The organism is Nitrosospira sp. NRS527, assembly GCF_018406445.1.
GTDB classification, from domain to species: Bacteria; Pseudomonadota; Gammaproteobacteria; order Burkholderiales; family Nitrosomonadaceae; genus Nitrosospira; species Nitrosospira briensis.
On the sequence record NZ_AP024515.1, the window covers coordinates 1850792 to 1866890 of the forward strand.

At 54.6% G+C, this 16099-nt stretch carries 15 protein-coding genes and 1 pseudogene; 5 read left to right on the forward strand and 11 right to left on the reverse strand.

The window, feature by feature from the left end; translation table 11 throughout:
* Positions 1-95: 95 nt before the first annotated feature.
* The 8 genes and pseudogenes from KJS40_RS08320 to KJS40_RS08355 form a co-directional block, all read right to left on the reverse strand.
* Entirely contained in the window at positions 96-425 is a 330-nt protein-coding gene (locus tag KJS40_RS08320) for a type II toxin-antitoxin system RelE/ParE family toxin (protein ID WP_213537087.1), read from the reverse strand.
* A complete protein-coding gene (locus KJS40_RS08325) occupies positions 422-580 on the reverse strand; it encodes a hypothetical protein (RefSeq protein ID WP_213537088.1) in 159 nt (52 codons plus the stop codon). The genes KJS40_RS08320 and KJS40_RS08325 overlap by 4 nt, the downstream gene beginning before the upstream one ends.
* 3 nt (positions 581-583) lie before the next feature.
* A complete protein-coding gene (locus tag KJS40_RS08330; protein ID WP_213537089.1) occupies positions 584-1093 on the reverse strand; it encodes a hypothetical protein in 510 nt (169 codons plus the stop codon).
* Entirely contained in the window at positions 1053-2435 is a 1383-nt protein-coding gene (locus KJS40_RS08335) for a cobalamin biosynthesis protein CbiX (RefSeq protein ID WP_213537090.1), read from the reverse strand. The genes KJS40_RS08330 and KJS40_RS08335 overlap by 41 nt, the downstream gene beginning before the upstream one ends.
* A 120-nt stretch (positions 2436-2555) precedes the next feature.
* Positions 2556-2813, reverse strand: a complete 258-nt coding sequence (locus KJS40_RS08340; RefSeq protein ID WP_213537091.1) for a hypothetical protein — start codon at positions 2811-2813, stop codon at positions 2556-2558.
* A 3-nt stretch (positions 2814-2816) separates the two neighbouring features.
* Positions 2817-3914: a TonB-dependent receptor gene (locus KJS40_RS08345; RefSeq protein ID WP_244859508.1), complete on the reverse strand. Its 1098-nt coding sequence runs from the start codon at positions 3912-3914 to the stop codon at positions 2817-2819.
* A 698-nt stretch (positions 3915-4612) separates the two neighbouring features.
* Positions 4613-5170, reverse strand: a pseudogene (locus KJS40_RS15535) (TonB-dependent receptor plug domain-containing protein); the annotation flags it as partial.
* Between the two features lie 29 nt (positions 5171-5199).
* A complete protein-coding gene (locus tag KJS40_RS08355) occupies positions 5200-5922 on the reverse strand; it encodes a PEP-CTERM sorting domain-containing protein (RefSeq protein ID WP_213537093.1) in 723 nt (240 codons plus the stop codon).
* Positions 5923-6589: 667 nt separating this feature from the next.
* Between KJS40_RS08355 and rpsD the strand changes: the two genes are divergently transcribed.
* Entirely contained in the window at positions 6590-7201 is a 612-nt protein-coding gene (gene rpsD, locus KJS40_RS08360) for a 30S ribosomal protein S4 (protein ID WP_213537094.1), read from the forward strand.
* 3 nt (positions 7202-7204) lie between these two features.
* The gene (locus tag KJS40_RS08365; RefSeq protein WP_213537095.1) at positions 7205-7513 is read left to right on the forward strand and encodes a hypothetical protein; all 309 of its coding nucleotides are present in this window, start codon (positions 7205-7207) and stop codon (positions 7511-7513) included.
* Positions 7514-7550: 37 nt separating this feature from the next.
* Here the strand turns inward: KJS40_RS08365 and KJS40_RS08370 are convergent, their stop codons facing one another.
* Together KJS40_RS08370 and cls are read right to left on the reverse strand one after the other, a co-directional pair.
* Positions 7551-8456: a hypothetical protein gene (locus KJS40_RS08370; protein WP_213537096.1), complete on the reverse strand. Its 906-nt coding sequence runs from the start codon at positions 8454-8456 to the stop codon at positions 7551-7553.
* Positions 8457-8729: 273 nt separating this feature from the next.
* Entirely contained in the window at positions 8730-10094 is a 1365-nt protein-coding gene (gene cls, locus KJS40_RS08375) for a cardiolipin synthase (protein WP_213537097.1), read from the reverse strand.
* Between the two features lie 781 nt (positions 10095-10875).
* On the opposite strand from cls, the gene KJS40_RS08380 reads away from it, so the two are divergent.
* From KJS40_RS08380 to KJS40_RS08390, 3 genes are all read left to right on the forward strand, one after another.
* Positions 10876-12084, forward strand: coding sequence for a cation:proton antiporter (locus tag KJS40_RS08380; RefSeq protein WP_213537098.1), 1209 nt, complete (start codon positions 10876-10878; stop codon positions 12082-12084).
* Positions 12081-13196, forward strand: coding sequence for a YbdK family carboxylate-amine ligase (locus tag KJS40_RS08385; RefSeq protein WP_025040025.1), 1116 nt, complete (start codon positions 12081-12083; stop codon positions 13194-13196). The genes KJS40_RS08380 and KJS40_RS08385 overlap by 4 nt, the downstream gene beginning before the upstream one ends.
* 364 nt (positions 13197-13560) lie before the next feature.
* Positions 13561-14334 carry a gamma-glutamyl-gamma-aminobutyrate hydrolase family protein gene (locus KJS40_RS08390; RefSeq protein ID WP_213537099.1) on the forward strand — a complete coding sequence of 258 codons (774 nt, stop codon included), beginning with the start codon at positions 13561-13563 and terminating at the stop codon, positions 14332-14334.
* A 209-nt stretch (positions 14335-14543) separates the two neighbouring features.
* Here the strand turns inward: KJS40_RS08390 and thrC are convergent, their stop codons facing one another.
* Positions 14544-15959, reverse strand: coding sequence for a threonine synthase (gene thrC, locus KJS40_RS08395; RefSeq protein WP_213537100.1), 1416 nt, complete (start codon positions 15957-15959; stop codon positions 14544-14546).
* Positions 15960-16099 lie beyond the last annotated feature (140 nt).

Below are 16099 nucleotides of genomic sequence, written 5' to 3' on the forward strand. Positions count from 1 at the left end.
GTCGAGGCGCAATGCAACGATCTGACTGACCCGCTCGAGGTCGTCCAGTTCAGCAGCAGGTTTGCATGGACAACGCTTGTTATCGTTATCTTTGCTCAGATGGTCCTTAGAAGCCGTTTTTTCAGCAAGGACTTCATGTCTTTTCGAGTATCGCAAACAACGTGAATGTAGATCGTCTCTTGCCTGACTTCGTAAATGATCCGGTTCATGCCTGAAATAACCTGGCGATACTGAGTGAGGTTCAGTCGGCCAAGTTCTTCAGGCATTTTTCCTTGGAACAGGGAGGTCTGCAGGGTGCCTAAAGCCTCTTGAATCCTTCTGTAACTGGCTTGCCAGGTTTCCTTGCCAAGGTTTTTGACGATGTCGCTTTTCAGCTCCTTCAGGTCAATCTCTGCCGATCTCAGAAACACGACAGCAACACTCACTGTGCATCTTCCTTGCCCAGCTCGTCAAACACGTCGTTGGCGGACAGAAAGTGTCCCTGCTCGATCTCACGGTTGCCAAGTGCCAGTATCTTGAGTAGGGCGAGGGTCTCTTCCTGTTCTTCGATCCCAGTAGTTGGTTTATCGCCAGTTGCCATCGATCATTTTCTTTTTCTGATTTGCTTTATCAGTTTATAAAATGCGTGATTGGAACGCGACGGCTTGTTCAGGACTATTTCCTGTTTAATTCCCTCGGTCTCCAGCATCGCCATTGCTGCACGGCGCGTCTCGGCAAATTGCGCCAATCCCATTTGAATTTGCTCGTCCACCCATTGCATGAACAGTGGGTGGGGCGCAAATCCGCTTCCCAAGTCAAACTCCAGGCCGGAAAGGAACTCTTTCTCCGGTCCCTGACCGGTGGTTCGGGCAGGGATCACAATCGCCCTGCCTCCATCGTTTCCCGCCTCTCCGACCATGTCCCGGACTTTGCGGATCCAGGGTTCCCGTTTGTCCGGCCAATCTTCACGCCAGGTTGCAACCTTGATTGCATGAAATTCGCCCTTGCCGGCATTTTGCATATGGGCAGCCATTTTCTCCAGCACCCTGTTCCACTGATCGTTCTGATGATCGCTACCGGAACCATGCGCGACCAAAATAACGGTATCGCGCACCGGGTTCCTGGATAGCGCGCTCAAGCAATGCGGCGGCAAATAGCGAATGGGACTCCAAGCCGCCCACGGTCCGGATAGGCAAACGGGAAAGGATGCGCGGCGCCGGAATGCCGGCGCCTTCTCCATGCCCATGCCCGGCATGATTATCGGCGGCGTCCCGTGCGATGCCTTCCACATCCAGCCCGGCCATGCGTTCAACCGATTTGCGGAAACTATTTTCCATTGCGAATACCCGCACAATTATCGCGGCTTTTGCGCCGCGCTGCTCCAGCTTGCGGATGGCACGCTCGACAGTCACCGGGTCAGCCATGGAAAATGCAAATTCGATTTTGTACCGCTTGGCCAAAGGCTGTACCGACTCGCGCATTGTTTCATTCCAGTTGAAGTCGGCACCGTGGGACAGAAATACGATTCCGACATCTTCGGCGGCAAGCGGCTGGCTCAGGTTGGCTTCACGCTCAAACCACGCCGCCAGTCCGGCGGTGATCGGGGGGATATTTTTGCTGCGTCCGGTTCCATCATCCGGTTGCATACCCGCACTATCCTCGGAAACCAGTTGAGCACCCGGCGGCAATAGCCACTTGAGCTTCGCGTCGAACGACATCATGCTGTCGAGCCTGGGGCCGAGGCGAAATGGCATCACAACGGTTTTGCCGCCCCCGGGGCCGGCAGCGTCGGCCAGTTCCTGCTTCAGCCTGGCGGTGTGTTTCTCTGCTTCATCTTTTTTATCGTAGCCGATCACCACGCTGACGGATGCAAAATCAAACCCGGCAGCGGCCTTCTCCGCGATATGGTTCCAGTCATCCAGCATTCTCTGCTCGCTATCGTTGTCCACCGCGCCGTACCCCACAACGATCAGGCTGGTATCCGCGGGGGATCGAATGATGCGCAATCTATCCGCCAGTGCCTCTACGGCGAAGACGCTCTCGCCGTAGGAGCGTGCATACGAAACCGGTACGCTGACTTTTCCGCCTCGAATCAGGTTGCGGGCCAGCCGATAGCGGGGATCCTGCGGGGATACAAACAACGGAATCGTCACGATGCGCTCCGCGCCTCTTTGCAAAAGCCTCTCCACCTCCGTATCGAGATATTTCTGCGTGCGTTCGTCGGTAACGAATACCAGTGAAGCATTGCGTCCTTTTGCAAACAGGTGGAATTCGTCGATGATCTCCTCGTTGCCAAGGAAACCGCGATCCGCTGCGACAACCAGAAATCCTGTCTGCCTGTCTTTTCTGCTCAAGGTCTCTTCCGCAAAACCGGATTTGATCGATACCGCCAGCAGCACAACCAGCGCAAGGCAATAACAGGGTTTGAGCATTGATATGTGTTTTTTCGTACTCATGTTTTCCTTACTATTTGATAAAACGTACAGAATCGACTGGAATATGAAGATCCCTGAACAACTTCATTTTGTCAGGGCCGGAGCCAGCTGGCTGGCTTGAGAGCTGTCCCCGGACCATGCTCAATGAAGGTTTGTCGCAACGGCAGAAAAACGTGCGAGGAGCCCCTCCGCATCCATGCCTGCTTTGCCTGCCATGTAGAAAGCCGCCTGAACATCGAGGCTATCGGATGCCGGGTGCAGGACGAGCATATGAATGTGATGGGCAATGGCCAGCTGCGTTGCCGGGTCACCAGGGCGCGGCTTGTTGGTGAGCCACGACAAGGCCGCCAACAGCAGCCGCACCGAGGGCTTGTCGTTCAGGTCTCTGGAATTTCTCATGGTTTAGAATTGGTAGCTGAGGCTCACGGAAAAGTTGCGCCCCGGCCGGGTATAGCGAGGGCCGCCGCGCGAGTCGGTGGTGTGCGGATCATTAACGGGCACATCCGCCCATTGCCAGTATTTCTCGTCCAGCAGATTGAATATGCCTACGGACAGCCTGCCGGTGCGCGCAAATTTCCATTGGGCCAGAAGATCCATCACGGCATAACCGGGCGGCAGCAGCAATCGGTTCACGCCTCTCGATTCACGGGCTGTCTTGCGCATTGCCGCCGTGACAAGCGATTCGATGCGGAACGGGCCGCGCTCATAGGACAAGCCCAGTACGCCCGTGGCCGGGTTGATCTGAATGATCGGGAGACCGGTTTCGAGGTCGCGTCCCTTTGTCCAGGCAAAGCTGCCGCGCAAACGCCAACCGGGGTATAGCTGCTGGTCCAGCCTGCCTTCAAAGCCATAGATGCGCACCCTTGGCAGGTTGCGGGACTGGAATGTCATCAGCCCCGGCACGCACAGGGGATCGCCCGGACAGACAAGAGGACGCGAGGAGTCGATAAAATCCTCATACCGGTTATCGTAGGCGGTGAGGGATACGGTGCCCCTGTCGCTGTCATGACGCAACGATAACTCCCCGCCACGCACAATTTCGGGCCGGAGATGGGGATTGGCAACCGCTGTATACCTTGCGCTTAAATTGGTAAAGCCGATATTCACATCGTTGTATGGCGGAGGTCGGAATCCTTGCGAGTATTGGGCAACGAATGAAAAACCATAGCCCATGTGCAGGATGCCGGAAAGCTTGGGCGAAAATGCGCTGAGCCTGACATCCGCCACCTCTACGCCTGGATTGCGCTCAATGAAAAGCGCATCCGGCTTGGGCTTGAGAGAATAATTGTCATAGCGCAAACCGGCGACAACCGTGAATCGGTCGGATAGCCACCACTCATCCTGGAAGAATGCAGCCAGTTGGGTGGCGCTTGAAGGCGGAAAGTCCCGCGTCGGGAAAAAGTCGGGGCCGACTTGCTTTTTCTGCGTGCCCAGCGTGAGGTTGCTTTCCACGCCATCGCGTTCCTGCTTCGTATCCGTGCGGAAGGCTTCTCCCCCCATGTGAGGGTATGAGCGCCCCACATTTCAAATATCGATTCGGTTTGCAGCTTCGCTCCGGTCAGTGTCTGCCTGAAGTCGAAGTCGCGTTCGATGAGGCTTCTTTGGTCGCCGGCGGCGGGAGATCTATCCAGAAACTCGTCGCGCGTATGCTGCCGGGTCCTGCTGTTCTGCTGGTAGAGTTTGAGGTTGATCGTGCCGGCCGGTGTATTCGCGATGCGCTGGTCGAGCGAGATCCGGTCGCGATCATAGGAATCCTTCGTCATGATTCCAACCCGCCGGCCGCGTGGCAGCGACAGGATATCCGTGTCCACGATGCGCTCAAACCCTTCCGCCGCAAACGTCGCCCGGTAACTGGAAAACGGCGTGAACACCAGCTTTGCCAACCCGTTCAGGGTATCGATATCCTGGGGATTGGCTTTGGTGCGAGTTATACCGGTGCCCCCCACCGTACCCATGGTGGCGGTTTCGTGTCCGCTGCGCTGCACCCCCCGCAGCATCAGTTTGAGATATTCGTTGCCCGTGGCAAGCGTGCCGATGATGCCGAGCGAGCGATCCACGCCCTGGTATATGGTTTCAGGGCTGATGGCAAACGAGCGGCCTTTCAGGAAATCCTCCGGCTCCGGGGAACGAAACGAGACGACGCCCCATACTCCCTCCGACCCTTGCAGGGCGGAACCGGCTCCGCGTTGGATTTCCACGCCGGAAAGCATGCCGACGTCGACCAGGTTGCGGCCGGTATTGGCAAAACCGCCAATGACGAAATTGTCCGGCTGGCGGATGCCGTCCATCTGGATCAGTATGCGGTTGCCGTCCAGTCCACGGATATTGAAACCGCTCAGGCCAAAACGCGACGGATTGTTGCCGACCGATATCCCTGGTTCATAACGGATCAAATCCTTGATGGACGTAGCCATTTGTTCCTTTATCGTCTCTGCGGAAATGACGTTCAGCGTGACCGGCACGTTTTTCATGTCGCGCTCGGCGCGGGGCGCGGACACGGAAATGGTGCGAAGCACGTTTTCCGCGCCTGCTTTTTCAGGTAGTGAATCCATGCACGGAGCCGCTGCCGCGACCGGCGGGGAACCGGCCTCTGGGGTGGGCTTTGGAAAAGCGGCAGCAGCTGCAATTTTCAGTTCGCGTTCCGCGCATGGGGAAGGAAAGGCAGAAGCCTGATCGGCATCTACCTCGGCATAGGCCGCGTATGCAGGCAGGAGTAGCGTGCCCGCCAGAAGGCAGGCTTTATATTTCTGTTCCATTTGGCCTGCCCGCGCACCATCAGGCTTTTCTATACCTGGGTATTATTTCCGGCACTACGCCGGCGAATAATCGTTCCCATCAAACCCAGTCCGGCCAACAGCATGGCCCATTCACCGGGTTCCGGTACGGGAGCGGCAATATCCAGGGCGGCTTGCGTGAAGCTCTGGTGCGGTCCGGTACTTTGCATATCTATGTGAAACACAGTTGGGGCCGCGTTCAGATTCCATACCGCCAGATAGTGGTTCAACTCGACCGGCCCCATGGAGCTGGAGAAGTTAGGATCGGTATAGGTTACTCCCGCGCTGGTGGGCGCTATTCCATTCAGCTGGATGCTGCCGTAATCCATCACTGTGCCCCAGGTTTCGAATTGCAATGCCACTGTAAGCGGACCATTGAAAGCGACAGCAGGCGTGACATCGATGTCGAATATCTGAGAGCCGGTAAAGCTATACAGATTTCCCGAGGTCGCGCCGAAGGTGCCGGCATTCCAGGTAAAAGTGGCGCTGCTTACGCCAGACGAGTCATAAACCGAGGAGTAGGGAGTGCCGGGCCTGCCCCCGACGAAATTATCCCATTCCGCATACGCGGTACCCGCATCGCCCCGGGCCCATCCGCCCCAGGCAGCCGTGGCATCGCTCGGCTTGTCGAAGCCGAAGCCGGCGGCATTGGGATCGGGTCCGTTGGCGATATCGGCAAGGGCTGGGGCGGCCAGCAGCAAACCGGCAATCAAACTTATGGATTTCAATTTCACGTCAAGATCCTCCATGGATGAATGAATAAAGCAAGTACGCTAGCCCTGAGTGCCAGAGACACATGAGCAGGCATATGTGGAAACTCCACATGTCAAACGCTTATTGATTGCGGGCGGAATCGGCTGGCGGGTATTTCGGGAAACCTGACTGGCAGGATTTTTCAGGGCTGGCGGCCAGAGGTAAGAGCCTGGCGTGGCGGGCAGACAACAAACTACAGCTATTTTTGTTTTTGAAAGCTCGAGAACGGTTTCTCAGATCTATCGAAGCCGTAAGCGACGACAAAATAATAATGAGAATGAGAACTATTGTCAATTAATATATTTAGAAATAACGCTATTCTCATCTTTATAGTAGTAAGAGCTGGCGCTTCATAAAACAGAAATAACACCCTTGGATCAAGAGAATTTCGGCTGTGCGGCTAATGCTCCGGCTTAATGTGCTTTTGCGCTCCGTACTGAGAATTCGTGATAGATCAAGTAAAAATCATCATTGATAATAAGAATCATTTGCAAATGAGTTTAGATAATATTATGATTCTTACAGCTCGACCGCAGCCTTGCAGTGGATTGTTAAGGTGCATCGCTGCTGCTTGCCACCAGATCAGATCGGCTCCATGCGTCAAGGAGATCCTGCCGCTCTATCAATCAAAACGAAAAGGAGAATCGTTTGTCACGTTATACTGGACCGAGACTCAAAGTCATGCGCGCACTTGGGATCGAGTTGCCGGGCTTGTCCCGCAAGTCCCTTGAGCCGGGAAGCTATCCGCCCGGTCAACACGGACAGAAGAGCCGCCGCCGTTCCGATTACGCGGTGCGCCTGATGGAAAAGCAGAAGCTGCGTTTCAACTATGGCCTATCGGAGGCCCAAATTCGGATTTTGTTCAAGGAAGCCAAGAAATCCCAGACGCCGACCGGCGAGAAACTGCTCGAACTGCTTGAGCGCCGCCTCGATAATCTGGTATTTCGCGCCGGTTTCGCACCGACCGCGGCAGCTGCCCGCCAGCTTGTCCGTCATTGCCATGTCATGCTGAATGGCCGCTTGGTGAACATCCCATCCATCCGGATAAAAACCGGCGACGCCATAGCCCTGACCGATAAGGCAGCGCGCATTCCTGCGACCATGGAGTGCCTGCTAACCCCTGCCCTTATCCGCCCGGAATGGATCAGCTTCGATGCTCGGACCCGATCGGCTGCCGTCACCCGCCTGCCAGGCGCCGATGAGGTGCCCTTCCCTATCGAGGTTCAGCACGTCGTCGAGTATTATGCCGTGAGGTTGTAACGGATGAGGCCCAAGACCCGCAATCAGGCTGAAGCACTACCGGAATACTGCACGAATCCGGAACAGGCCCTGGCAGCCCTGATCTGCCTGATGTCGCGCTTTCCGGCGAGACGTTCGCAGGCGGTTGCAGCGGCAATCATTATTCACTTGCGCCTTATCCGTGATGATCCTCGCCTGTCGCACGTGGTACGCGATTGTGCTGATAATCTGATCGAGGAGTGGGGAAGCCTACGCAGCCCTGTGCGCACCGGATGCTGCCATTTCGCAATGGCATCTGCCAAACTGAGCGGTCTCTTGATAAAATCCCGGTAAATACTGCTCAACCGGCCAGCATTGTCATCTTTTCTCCTTAAAGCAAGACAATATTATCCAGCAAGGGCAACGTAATCGATCCTTGCCCTTCCTCCCGGTCGGTACTCAATGTACCCAGAGGCCACGCGGGGAGATGCACCAGGGGCACGGCAAATTCCGGCGGCTGCCCAGTTTCATCCTCGCTAAGACCAAAAAGAAATAAACGGCTGGGCAACCAGGCATCATTGCCCTTTATACTTAAGCGAATCGAATCGGCATTCAGCTCAGTCCTGTTGAACGGGGTGCTGACCGGCACGTAGTAAAGGTTCGCTTGTGCCCTTTCCAGATCAGCCTGCGACGTGTCCGGAAAGACGTGGTCCACGACGAGTCGCCCGTCGATGGTCGTAATCTGAAGCGCGATATCATCATCGGTACCGGCATCATCCACATCCGCGGTCGTCACAAGCATGAGCAACCGCCGAATCACTGTCGTTGCGGTCCCGAGTTGTATGCGCGAAGGCGCAAAGGAAAGTTTGCCTTCGCTTGCGTCCGTACTGAGGTCAACATTGACCAGTTGACCCGCAATGCCGATATCGCCCCGCAACTCGGTATCCAGAGCAAGCGGAACGATGAGTCCATCTTTTTGTTCCCCCCAGATGAAGACACTCTTCGGGCGCCATAAATCATTGCCCCGGATACCGATTCGGATGGAGGACGCGTTCAAGTCCTGAGGATCGACCGTGGATCCGACAAAAGCTTGCGGCTCAAAGTCATCCTCTGTTACCTCGTAAAGATTCGCTTGCCCCTGCTCCTGATCGCTCTGGGCCGTATCAGGGAAAGTCCGGTGCAAAACATCGAATCTGCCGCCTCTTACATTGATAATCAAGACGATGGGGCTGTCAGTACCAGAGTCGTCCGAATCATCGGTTAGCATGCCGAACCATACGGTTTTGAGATCAGACATGATTTATTCCTCGCTTGATGTAGGACTTATCAGAGTAGTCACTCTTTAACAAGGCTTCAAGTTCATTTTTCGCCGCGAGATATCTTGAGCAAGAGAGAGTAAGACGTTCTCATTATCCTAAATCCGGTAGTTGGGCGGGGGTGAAGTGTACGGTTTTTGGGGTGCAGGGAAAGGCGTAACGACGCGGAATGCGACCGCTGATTTAAGCATTTCAAGGGTTGCATCCTTGACAGCGGCTGACAGGCCATTATTGGTGTAAGCGTGGGCGGTTTACTATAACCGTCGAGCCAGCAAACTCGCGCCAAATTCCTTTATGCGCGCAATAATCGAACGCTGCCGCCATTTTTCCAATGTGACAAGTCGGGAAGATTTAATATCTTCGTCGAACAGCGCTTTCATTTGCGTACCAAACTCTTGACCAAGGACAACCGCATTAATTTCCTGATTATGCTCCAGGCTGAGCCAGTCAAGATTGGTCGAGCCTATGGTGGACCAGACACCATCGATCAGCGCGGTCTTGGCATGCAATAAAGCGCCCTCCCGTTCATAAATCTTCACGCCGGCACTCAACAGTTCGTCGTAATAGGAGTGCGACGCATACAAAACCAGATTCGAATCGGTTTTGTCCGGTAACAGCAATCGCACGTCGACGCCGCGCTGCGCTGTACCCTTCAATGCAGCCAGTAACCTCGGATCAGGCACAAAATAAGCGGTAGTGACATATGCATAGGTTTCAGCGCTGTTTATGGCAGATAGCAGCGTAACGTAGATGAGGCTGTAAGACTCATCGGGAGAACTGCCGATGGCACGCACGACTTCGTTACCCCTCCTGCCTATCCGTGGAAAAAAGGATTTCGACGCTAGCGGCTTACCCTTCTGTTTTTCCCAGGTCGCCAGAAACAATTTCTGGAAATCACTGACGACGGGTCCTTCAATACGGAGATGCGTATCGCGCCATGGTTGGGTATCCTTGGTACGCGATTTTGACCTGAATGATCCGCTGGAATATACACTGCTGATATTGACCCCACCTACAAAGGCGATCTGGCCGTCAACCACGAGCAGCTTCCGATGATCACGGCCCAATTCCAGTTTCTTGCGAAATGCCAATGGGTTGACGGGGTTGAACTCCAGTACGTTGGCGCCGCTGTCGATCAACGGTTTGAAGAATTCTTCAGGTGTAGCGCCCGATCCGATGCTGTCGTAAATCAAGTTGACTTGCACGCCCTGTTTTTGCTTTTCGATCAATGCAGCGGTGAAGCGGCGGCCAACCTCGTCGTCCTCGATGCTATAGGTTTCCATATTGATATGATGCTTCGCGCCCCGTATTGCCGCATACATCGATTTGTAGGTGGTGGGCCCGTCAACCAACAGCTTCACATTATTGCCCGTCATCAGCGGGCTTCCCGAGAGCTGCTCTGCCTGGGCAAGGTGCCTGGTAAAGATATTGGTTTCAGGGCCGCCGTTTTTGAGATTGGCCAGGACAGCCTTACTTTCCTGGATAGAGAGCGCACCGCGTGCGCCATCGACTTGCACCGGACGGTTTGCATGTGCCGTTTTATCTGGAACTGAAAGGGAGCCGCAACCAGCCAGCAGCATGATCATGCAAAGACTCACTGCACATTTCGGAACTGTCATGATTGAGCCTTCTCAGGTTTGCGGTACAAATAGCCGGTTTTTGTGGAATTGGCGATTTTTACCAAATCAGCAATTTTGGGAGTGATGCTTCTCTTGCCCATGGAAAATTTTACCTAAACAATTCAGCTTGTGAAGGGCGAGTAGCAAGGATCGTTCCAAAGCCTATCAATCAAATGGTTATCGGTAAGAACCAGAGTGACGTGTGAAGTTCCTCGACATGACCTGATCGAAGAAATGCAGGTATTGCATGGCATTCCATTCGCCTCGTCTGTCCCGGTATGCGGGTATGAAATTTAAAGCTGAAGGCTTGACCGTGCTGCATCCGACTGAGATGGATAGGCCATTAATTCGTCCTGAGCGGCTATGAAAGTCACTGGATAGGTATCCCGGTTCCATTTTCGTGCCGCCCTCTGCTCCGTCTGGGCAGGCACAGCTCCTGCCTTGAAATATATCAAGCGGCGACAGAGATGCGCCAATGCTGGTTATTGCACCGCACAAAATCCGGCACATGCTGATTTTTAGTACAGTCGATTACGGCAGACGTTTCCTCTTCGCATTCATGGTTTATAATTCACCCACATCTCTTCCAGATAGTTTATTCAGTCCCTCGCTAACTAACCTGACAGTTATCTGTAATCCGGGGTTCAGTTTGAGGATACCGTAAAGTTTCCTAAGTACAGACCGAACATCCGCATTGTCCTTAAGGAGACCGGATGCATCTGACAATAACGTTCGCGGTTAACGGAACAGCCCTATTCCGGCTGTTTCCCCGCATTGTTTCATGAACTGGCCCGCATACCTCCCTTTTTGGCCGCTTGAAGTCAGCCCCGCACTCTGGCTTGCGTTGACGCTGGTTGCAGCCGTACTTGTGGGTGAAGCACTGGTACGTCACCTGCGATTGCCGCGTATCGTCGGCTATATCGGTATCGGCGCACTGCTGGGCCCAGGCGGCCTGGGCTTTATCCCGCCATTGCCCGTCACTGAATGGCGGCTGGTAGTTGACCTGGCGCTGGGCATTCTCCTGTTCGAACTGGGCAGCAAGGTAAATCTGCGCTGGCTGAAAGCCAATCCCTGGATTGCCGGCACAAGCCTGCTTGAATCCACCGCCACATTCGCCGTTGTTTTCTCGATGCTGAGCTGGTTCGGTGTTGCCAATATCTCCGCCGCGGTGGTCGCTTCCATTGCGATTGCCACCTCACCTGCCATTGTGGTACGCATAGTCACCGAATCACGCGCTCAGGGTCAGGTGACTGACCGGCTTCTGCTGATGACCGCGCTCAATTGTATTTATGCTGTCATCTTCCACAAACTGGCAGTCGCCGGCATGCATGGCCAGGCCGGCACCAGCGTCATCCATACGATATTGGCGCCGTTTTATCTCCTTGGGGGTTCTGCGCTACTGGCCTGGTTATTCGGCATTACCTTCGAGCGAATCCATCATTATCTCGGGCAGCATGAGGAAACTTTTTCTTTCGTCCTGTTCGGCATGATTGCATTTGCGACGATCATGGCGTCGACACTCAAGCTCAGCCCGATCCTCGTCCTGTTGGCTGCCGGCCTCATAACGCGATACCGGCGTCAGCGCCCGCGGACTTTCCCGCCGCACTTCGGTTCCGCCGGCGCCGTTCTGGTCGTATTGATGTTTATCGCTAACGGCCTCGCGTCCGACCTAAGCGGGTTGCGTGACAGTTTTCTGCTGGTCTTGCTGCTTATCACCGCACGCGCAACAGCCAAGCTGCTGGCTGTACTGACATTGGCACATTACAGCGGCATCAGCCTGCGCCAGGCCATGGCCCTGGGGATTGCCCTGATACCCATGTCGAGTGTTGCGCTGCTACTTACATTGGATACGGCGGTGGATTTCCCCATGTTCGGTTCAGGGTTGGGGCTGGTACTGATGAGTTGCATCGTGATACTTGAGCTGGGGGGCCCCATTCTGGTCCAGCTGGCCCTGCGAATGGCCGGGGAAACACCGGAGAAAAAAACATGAGCCTGATGCCCTTCGCGCCCTCCAGACCCTTGAGCATCGGGGTGGAACTGGAACTGCAACTGCTCAGCTGCAATGACTATAACCTGGCGTCTTCGGCTCCTGATATATTGCGCCGGGTTGAGAAACGTGCGCACCCCGGCGAAATAAAACCGGAAATGACCCGCAGCATGATTGAGATCAATACTTCGGTGCAACAGGAATATACCGGGCTGGTCGCGGAGCTGCATGCCTTGCGCGATGTGGTATCCGAGGCGGGACGCTTTCTCAACGTCGCGGTTGCGGGTGGCGGCACACACCCGTTCCAGCACTGGAGCGAGCAGAAGATTTTTGATGCGCCGCGCTTCCATCATCTGTCCGAGCTGTACGGCTATCTGGCCAAACAATTCACCATATTCGGGCAGCATGTCCACATCGGTTGCCCCGGCCCCGATGAAGCGCTTCATCTGATGCATATGCTGTCGCGCTACGTCCCGCATTTTATTGCGCTGTCGGCCAGTTCTCCGTTCGTGCAGGGGCACGATACCGGGTTCGCCTCGGCACGCCTGAATTCGGTATTTTCCTTCCCGTTGAGCGGGCGGGCTCCTTTCGTACTGCGCTGGGATGAATTCGAGCGATTTTTTGGCAAGATGACCGGCACCGGCGTGGTCGAATCAATGAAGGATTTTTACTGGGATATCCGCCCCAAGCCAGAGTTCGGCACTATCGAGGTGAGGGTATGCGATACCCCTCTTACCGTTGAAATTGCCGCTGCCATTGCCTGCTATATTCAGGCGATGTCGCGTTATATCATGGTGGAGCAGCGCACGCCTCCGGAAGAGGACGATTACCTGGTTTATACGTTCAACCGCTTCCAGGCCTGCCGTTTTGGACTCGAAGGTGTTTTTATCGATCCACGTACCCATGAGCAGCGCAGCATTCGTGAAGATATTACCGATATGCTGGCACGCATTGCAGACCATGCCCGGGAATTGCACGCGGTGGAAGCAATGGACCGTGTTCGCGAGATATTACGAGCAGGCAATGGTACAAGCTGGTTGCGCCGGACCTATGCGCGGGAACATTACCTTGCCGATGTCATGCAACTGCAGGCCGAGTTGTGGATGGGAAAGTAATTTTTTTTGCGTGATGCGCCAGCGGCCTGTCGAACTTGAAGAATCGCGATGAAAAAATGACTGAGTGAGGGCGGATTTTGAGGATTTTGAGGATTTTGAAAATCAATAGTTATTCTATTGGCTGAAAAAGCGGCAAAATATGAACCAGCCAGACGCTTTTGCAGTTGATTTCCTTTAAGTCCGACAGGCTGCCAGATACGGCTGTTGTTAAGTAAGAATACCGGCTGAACGTTAAAATAGCGGGGTGATTTCAGGCAGGGTGCAAAGAAGGCAAATATATATTTATATGTGGCGAAGAACACAGCAGGAATGCGGCAATCTAATTATTCTTGATATTCCTTTATGTACCCTACCCAGACTCTAAATGACGCGCCCGTTACTTATCGGATTGTCACCGCGTATCCTGCATCAAGCACCTGCAGAATTAGGTTTCCGCAATAAAACCCTGCAATACCTCGAACAAAGCGTCGCCCACTGGATCATGCGCCGCCGTGCCCTGGCGTTTATGCTGCCCGCCATAGAAACAGGCGGCGTCGAACGCTCCAGCGTGCGCATCAGCGACTATGTCAGGGAAATAGATGGACTGGTGCTGCAAGGGGGAGCGGACGTCAGTCCGATTTCATACGGCGAAACGCCGGTACGGCCCGAATGGTCAGGGGATCGCGTGCGCGACCTTTATGAAATGGAGCTCTTCTGGGAATGTGTCGTACAGGGGAAACCCGTACTGGGCATTTGCCGCGGACTACAGCTTATTAACGTAGCATTGGGCGGAAGCCTTTATCAGGATATCGCCACCGAGCACCCAAACGCTATCTCGCATGTCGACCAGGCCCTGTATGATCAGCATCGCCATCCGGTTTTAATCGAGGAGAACTCCCGATTGGCAAAGCTGTACGGTGAGGGTTATCAACATCTCGTCAACAGCATCCATCACCAGGCGATCAAGCGGCTGGGACGAGACTCGGAGGTCGAGGCAGTCTCCAGCGATGGCATTATCGAGGCAATACGCATGCGTGGGACATGCTATGTGACCGGGTTTCAATGGCATCCCGAGTTTCATGGCGGCGCCAGCGAACTGCTCGACTCGGGACCCATACTGGATGATTTTCTCTCCGCCGCTGAAAAGCAGCGCAGGTAAATCGGGTACCCCATGCCCTTACACGCTTACACAAGGTAGGTCGGGCTCTGCCCGACTATCGAAAAAAATGTCGGGCGGAGCCCGACCTACTCCGGCCGGAAAATTTGTGCCAGAGGTAGGTCGGGCTCCGCCCGACATCATGCATTGAATCGCGTGGCCGACTGCTTAACTTGCCGCTGCTTAAAACAGCGGTGCGGTACATCGGTTCCCTAGACCTGTACGGTCTGCTCGGCAATAAACGCCTTGATGGCATCGGCGTCGGCATTCATCACGACATATCGCTGCGGCATGCTTTCAATATTTTCATACCCCGCCGGACGCGCCGGCTCCTGGCCGATAGCCTCGATAATGCTCTCGGAAAATTTGACGGGCAGAGCGGTTTCCAGGCAGATCAGGGGCACCCCGGTTTCGCGGTGTTCCAGGCCCACCTTCAAACCATCCGCGGTATGCGGGTCCACCAACATGCCATATTGCTCATATGTTTTGCGGATGGTCGCGATGCGGGCTGCATGATTACTGGTTCCCGACACAAGACCGAAGTTCTTCACTTTCTCCCATAATGGTGTAGCGGCGAGATCGAAAGCGCCGCCCTGGTCCACTGACCGCCATAGCTCCTTCACCCTGGACGCATCCCGTTCTGTCAGGTCAAAAATGAAACGCTCGAAGTTGGATGCCTTGGAAATATCCATCGAGGGGCTACTGGTCTGCTGTGTCTCTCCCGTGGCACGGGGCCGATAACACCCCGTCCTGAAGAATTCATCCAGCACGTCATTTTCATTGGTGGCAAGTATCAGCTTCCTGATGGGCAGGCCCATCATCCGTGCAACATGGCCTGCACAGATATTGCCGAAGTTTCCCGATGGCACGGCAAACGATACCTGCTCGCTATTCGAACGGGTAGCTTCGAAATACCCTTTGAAATAATAGATGATCTGCGCCGCGATCCGTGCCCAGTTTATCGAATTGACTGTGCCGATTCGGTATCTTTGCTTGAAGACGGAGTCGTTGCTGACCGACTTGACAATGTCCTGGCAATCGTCGAATACGCCGCGAACGGCAATATTGAAGATATTCGGGTCTTGCAGCGAAAACATTTGCGCGGTCTGGAACCGGCTCATCTTCCCCTGGGGGGAAAGCATGAACACGCGAACGCTGCGCTTGCCGCGCATGGCGTATTCCGCGCTGGGGCCGGTATCGCCGGAAGTTGCGCCGAGAATATTCAGACGTTCTCCGGTTTTCGCCAGAACGTACTCGAACAAGTTGCCCAGCAATTGCAGGGCAATATCCTTGAACGCCAGGGTTGGTCCGTTCGACAATCGCAGGATGTGCAGCCCCGGTTCCAACGTCGCAAGGGGCGTAATCTCCTCACTCTGAAACGCTTCAGCGGTGTAAGTTCGCGTAATGATCCCCCGCAAATCTGCGGCAGGAATATCGTCTGCAAAACGTGAAATAATCTCGAATGCGAGCTCCTGATAATTCAGGGCGCGCAATCTTTCCAGCTCGGCGGCGTCGAACTTCGGGTAGGTTTCAGGCATCACCAACCCACCGTCAGGCGCAAGCCCACCCAGGAGAATCATGGAAAATTTTTTCGGCGGCATGCCACCGCGAGTAGAAATATAATGCATTATTTTCACCACAACAGGATACTGGAACGACTCTTACATATCACTTATGCCACGCCAGCCACGGCATGAGGCATCGTGCCCGCACGCCCGGGTTACCAACTTGCCGCTGTTGATTGCCGGTATCGTGCGTTTCTGGAAGC

What these genes read in the sequence shown, in the direction of transcription:
- KJS40_RS08365 (WP_213537095.1), top strand. Translation starts at nt 7,205, where the DNA reads ATGAGGCCCAAGACCCGCAATCAGGCTGAAGCACTACCGGAATACTGC.
- KJS40_RS08325 (WP_213537088.1), bottom strand. Translation starts at nt 580, where the DNA reads ATGGCAACTGGCGATAAACCAACTACTGGGATCGAAGAACAGGAAGAG.
- cls (WP_213537097.1), bottom strand. Translation starts at nt 10,094, where the DNA reads ATGACAGTTCCGAAATGTGCAGTGAGTCTTTGCATGATCATGCTGCTG.
- thrC (WP_213537100.1), bottom strand. Translation starts at nt 15,959, where the DNA reads ATGCATTATATTTCTACTCGCGGTGGCATGCCGCCGAAAAAATTTTCC.
- KJS40_RS08345 (WP_244859508.1), bottom strand. Translation starts at nt 3,914, where the DNA reads ATGGGGGGAGAAGCCTTCCGCACGGATACGAAGCAGGAACGCGATGGC.
- KJS40_RS08370 (WP_213537096.1), bottom strand. Translation starts at nt 8,456, where the DNA reads ATGTCTGATCTCAAAACCGTATGGTTCGGCATGCTAACCGATGATTCG.
- KJS40_RS08380 (WP_213537098.1), top strand. Translation starts at nt 10,876, where the DNA reads ATGAACTGGCCCGCATACCTCCCTTTTTGGCCGCTTGAAGTCAGCCCC.
- KJS40_RS08335 (WP_213537090.1), bottom strand. Translation starts at nt 2,435, where the DNA reads ATGAGTACGAAAAAACACATATCAATGCTCAAACCCTGTTATTGCCTT.
- KJS40_RS08385 (WP_025040025.1), top strand. Translation starts at nt 12,081, where the DNA reads ATGAGCCTGATGCCCTTCGCGCCCTCCAGACCCTTGAGCATCGGGGTG.
- KJS40_RS08390 (WP_213537099.1), top strand. Translation starts at nt 13,561, where the DNA reads ATGACGCGCCCGTTACTTATCGGATTGTCACCGCGTATCCTGCATCAA.
- KJS40_RS08340 (WP_213537091.1), bottom strand. Translation starts at nt 2,813, where the DNA reads ATGAGAAATTCCAGAGACCTGAACGACAAGCCCTCGGTGCGGCTGCTG.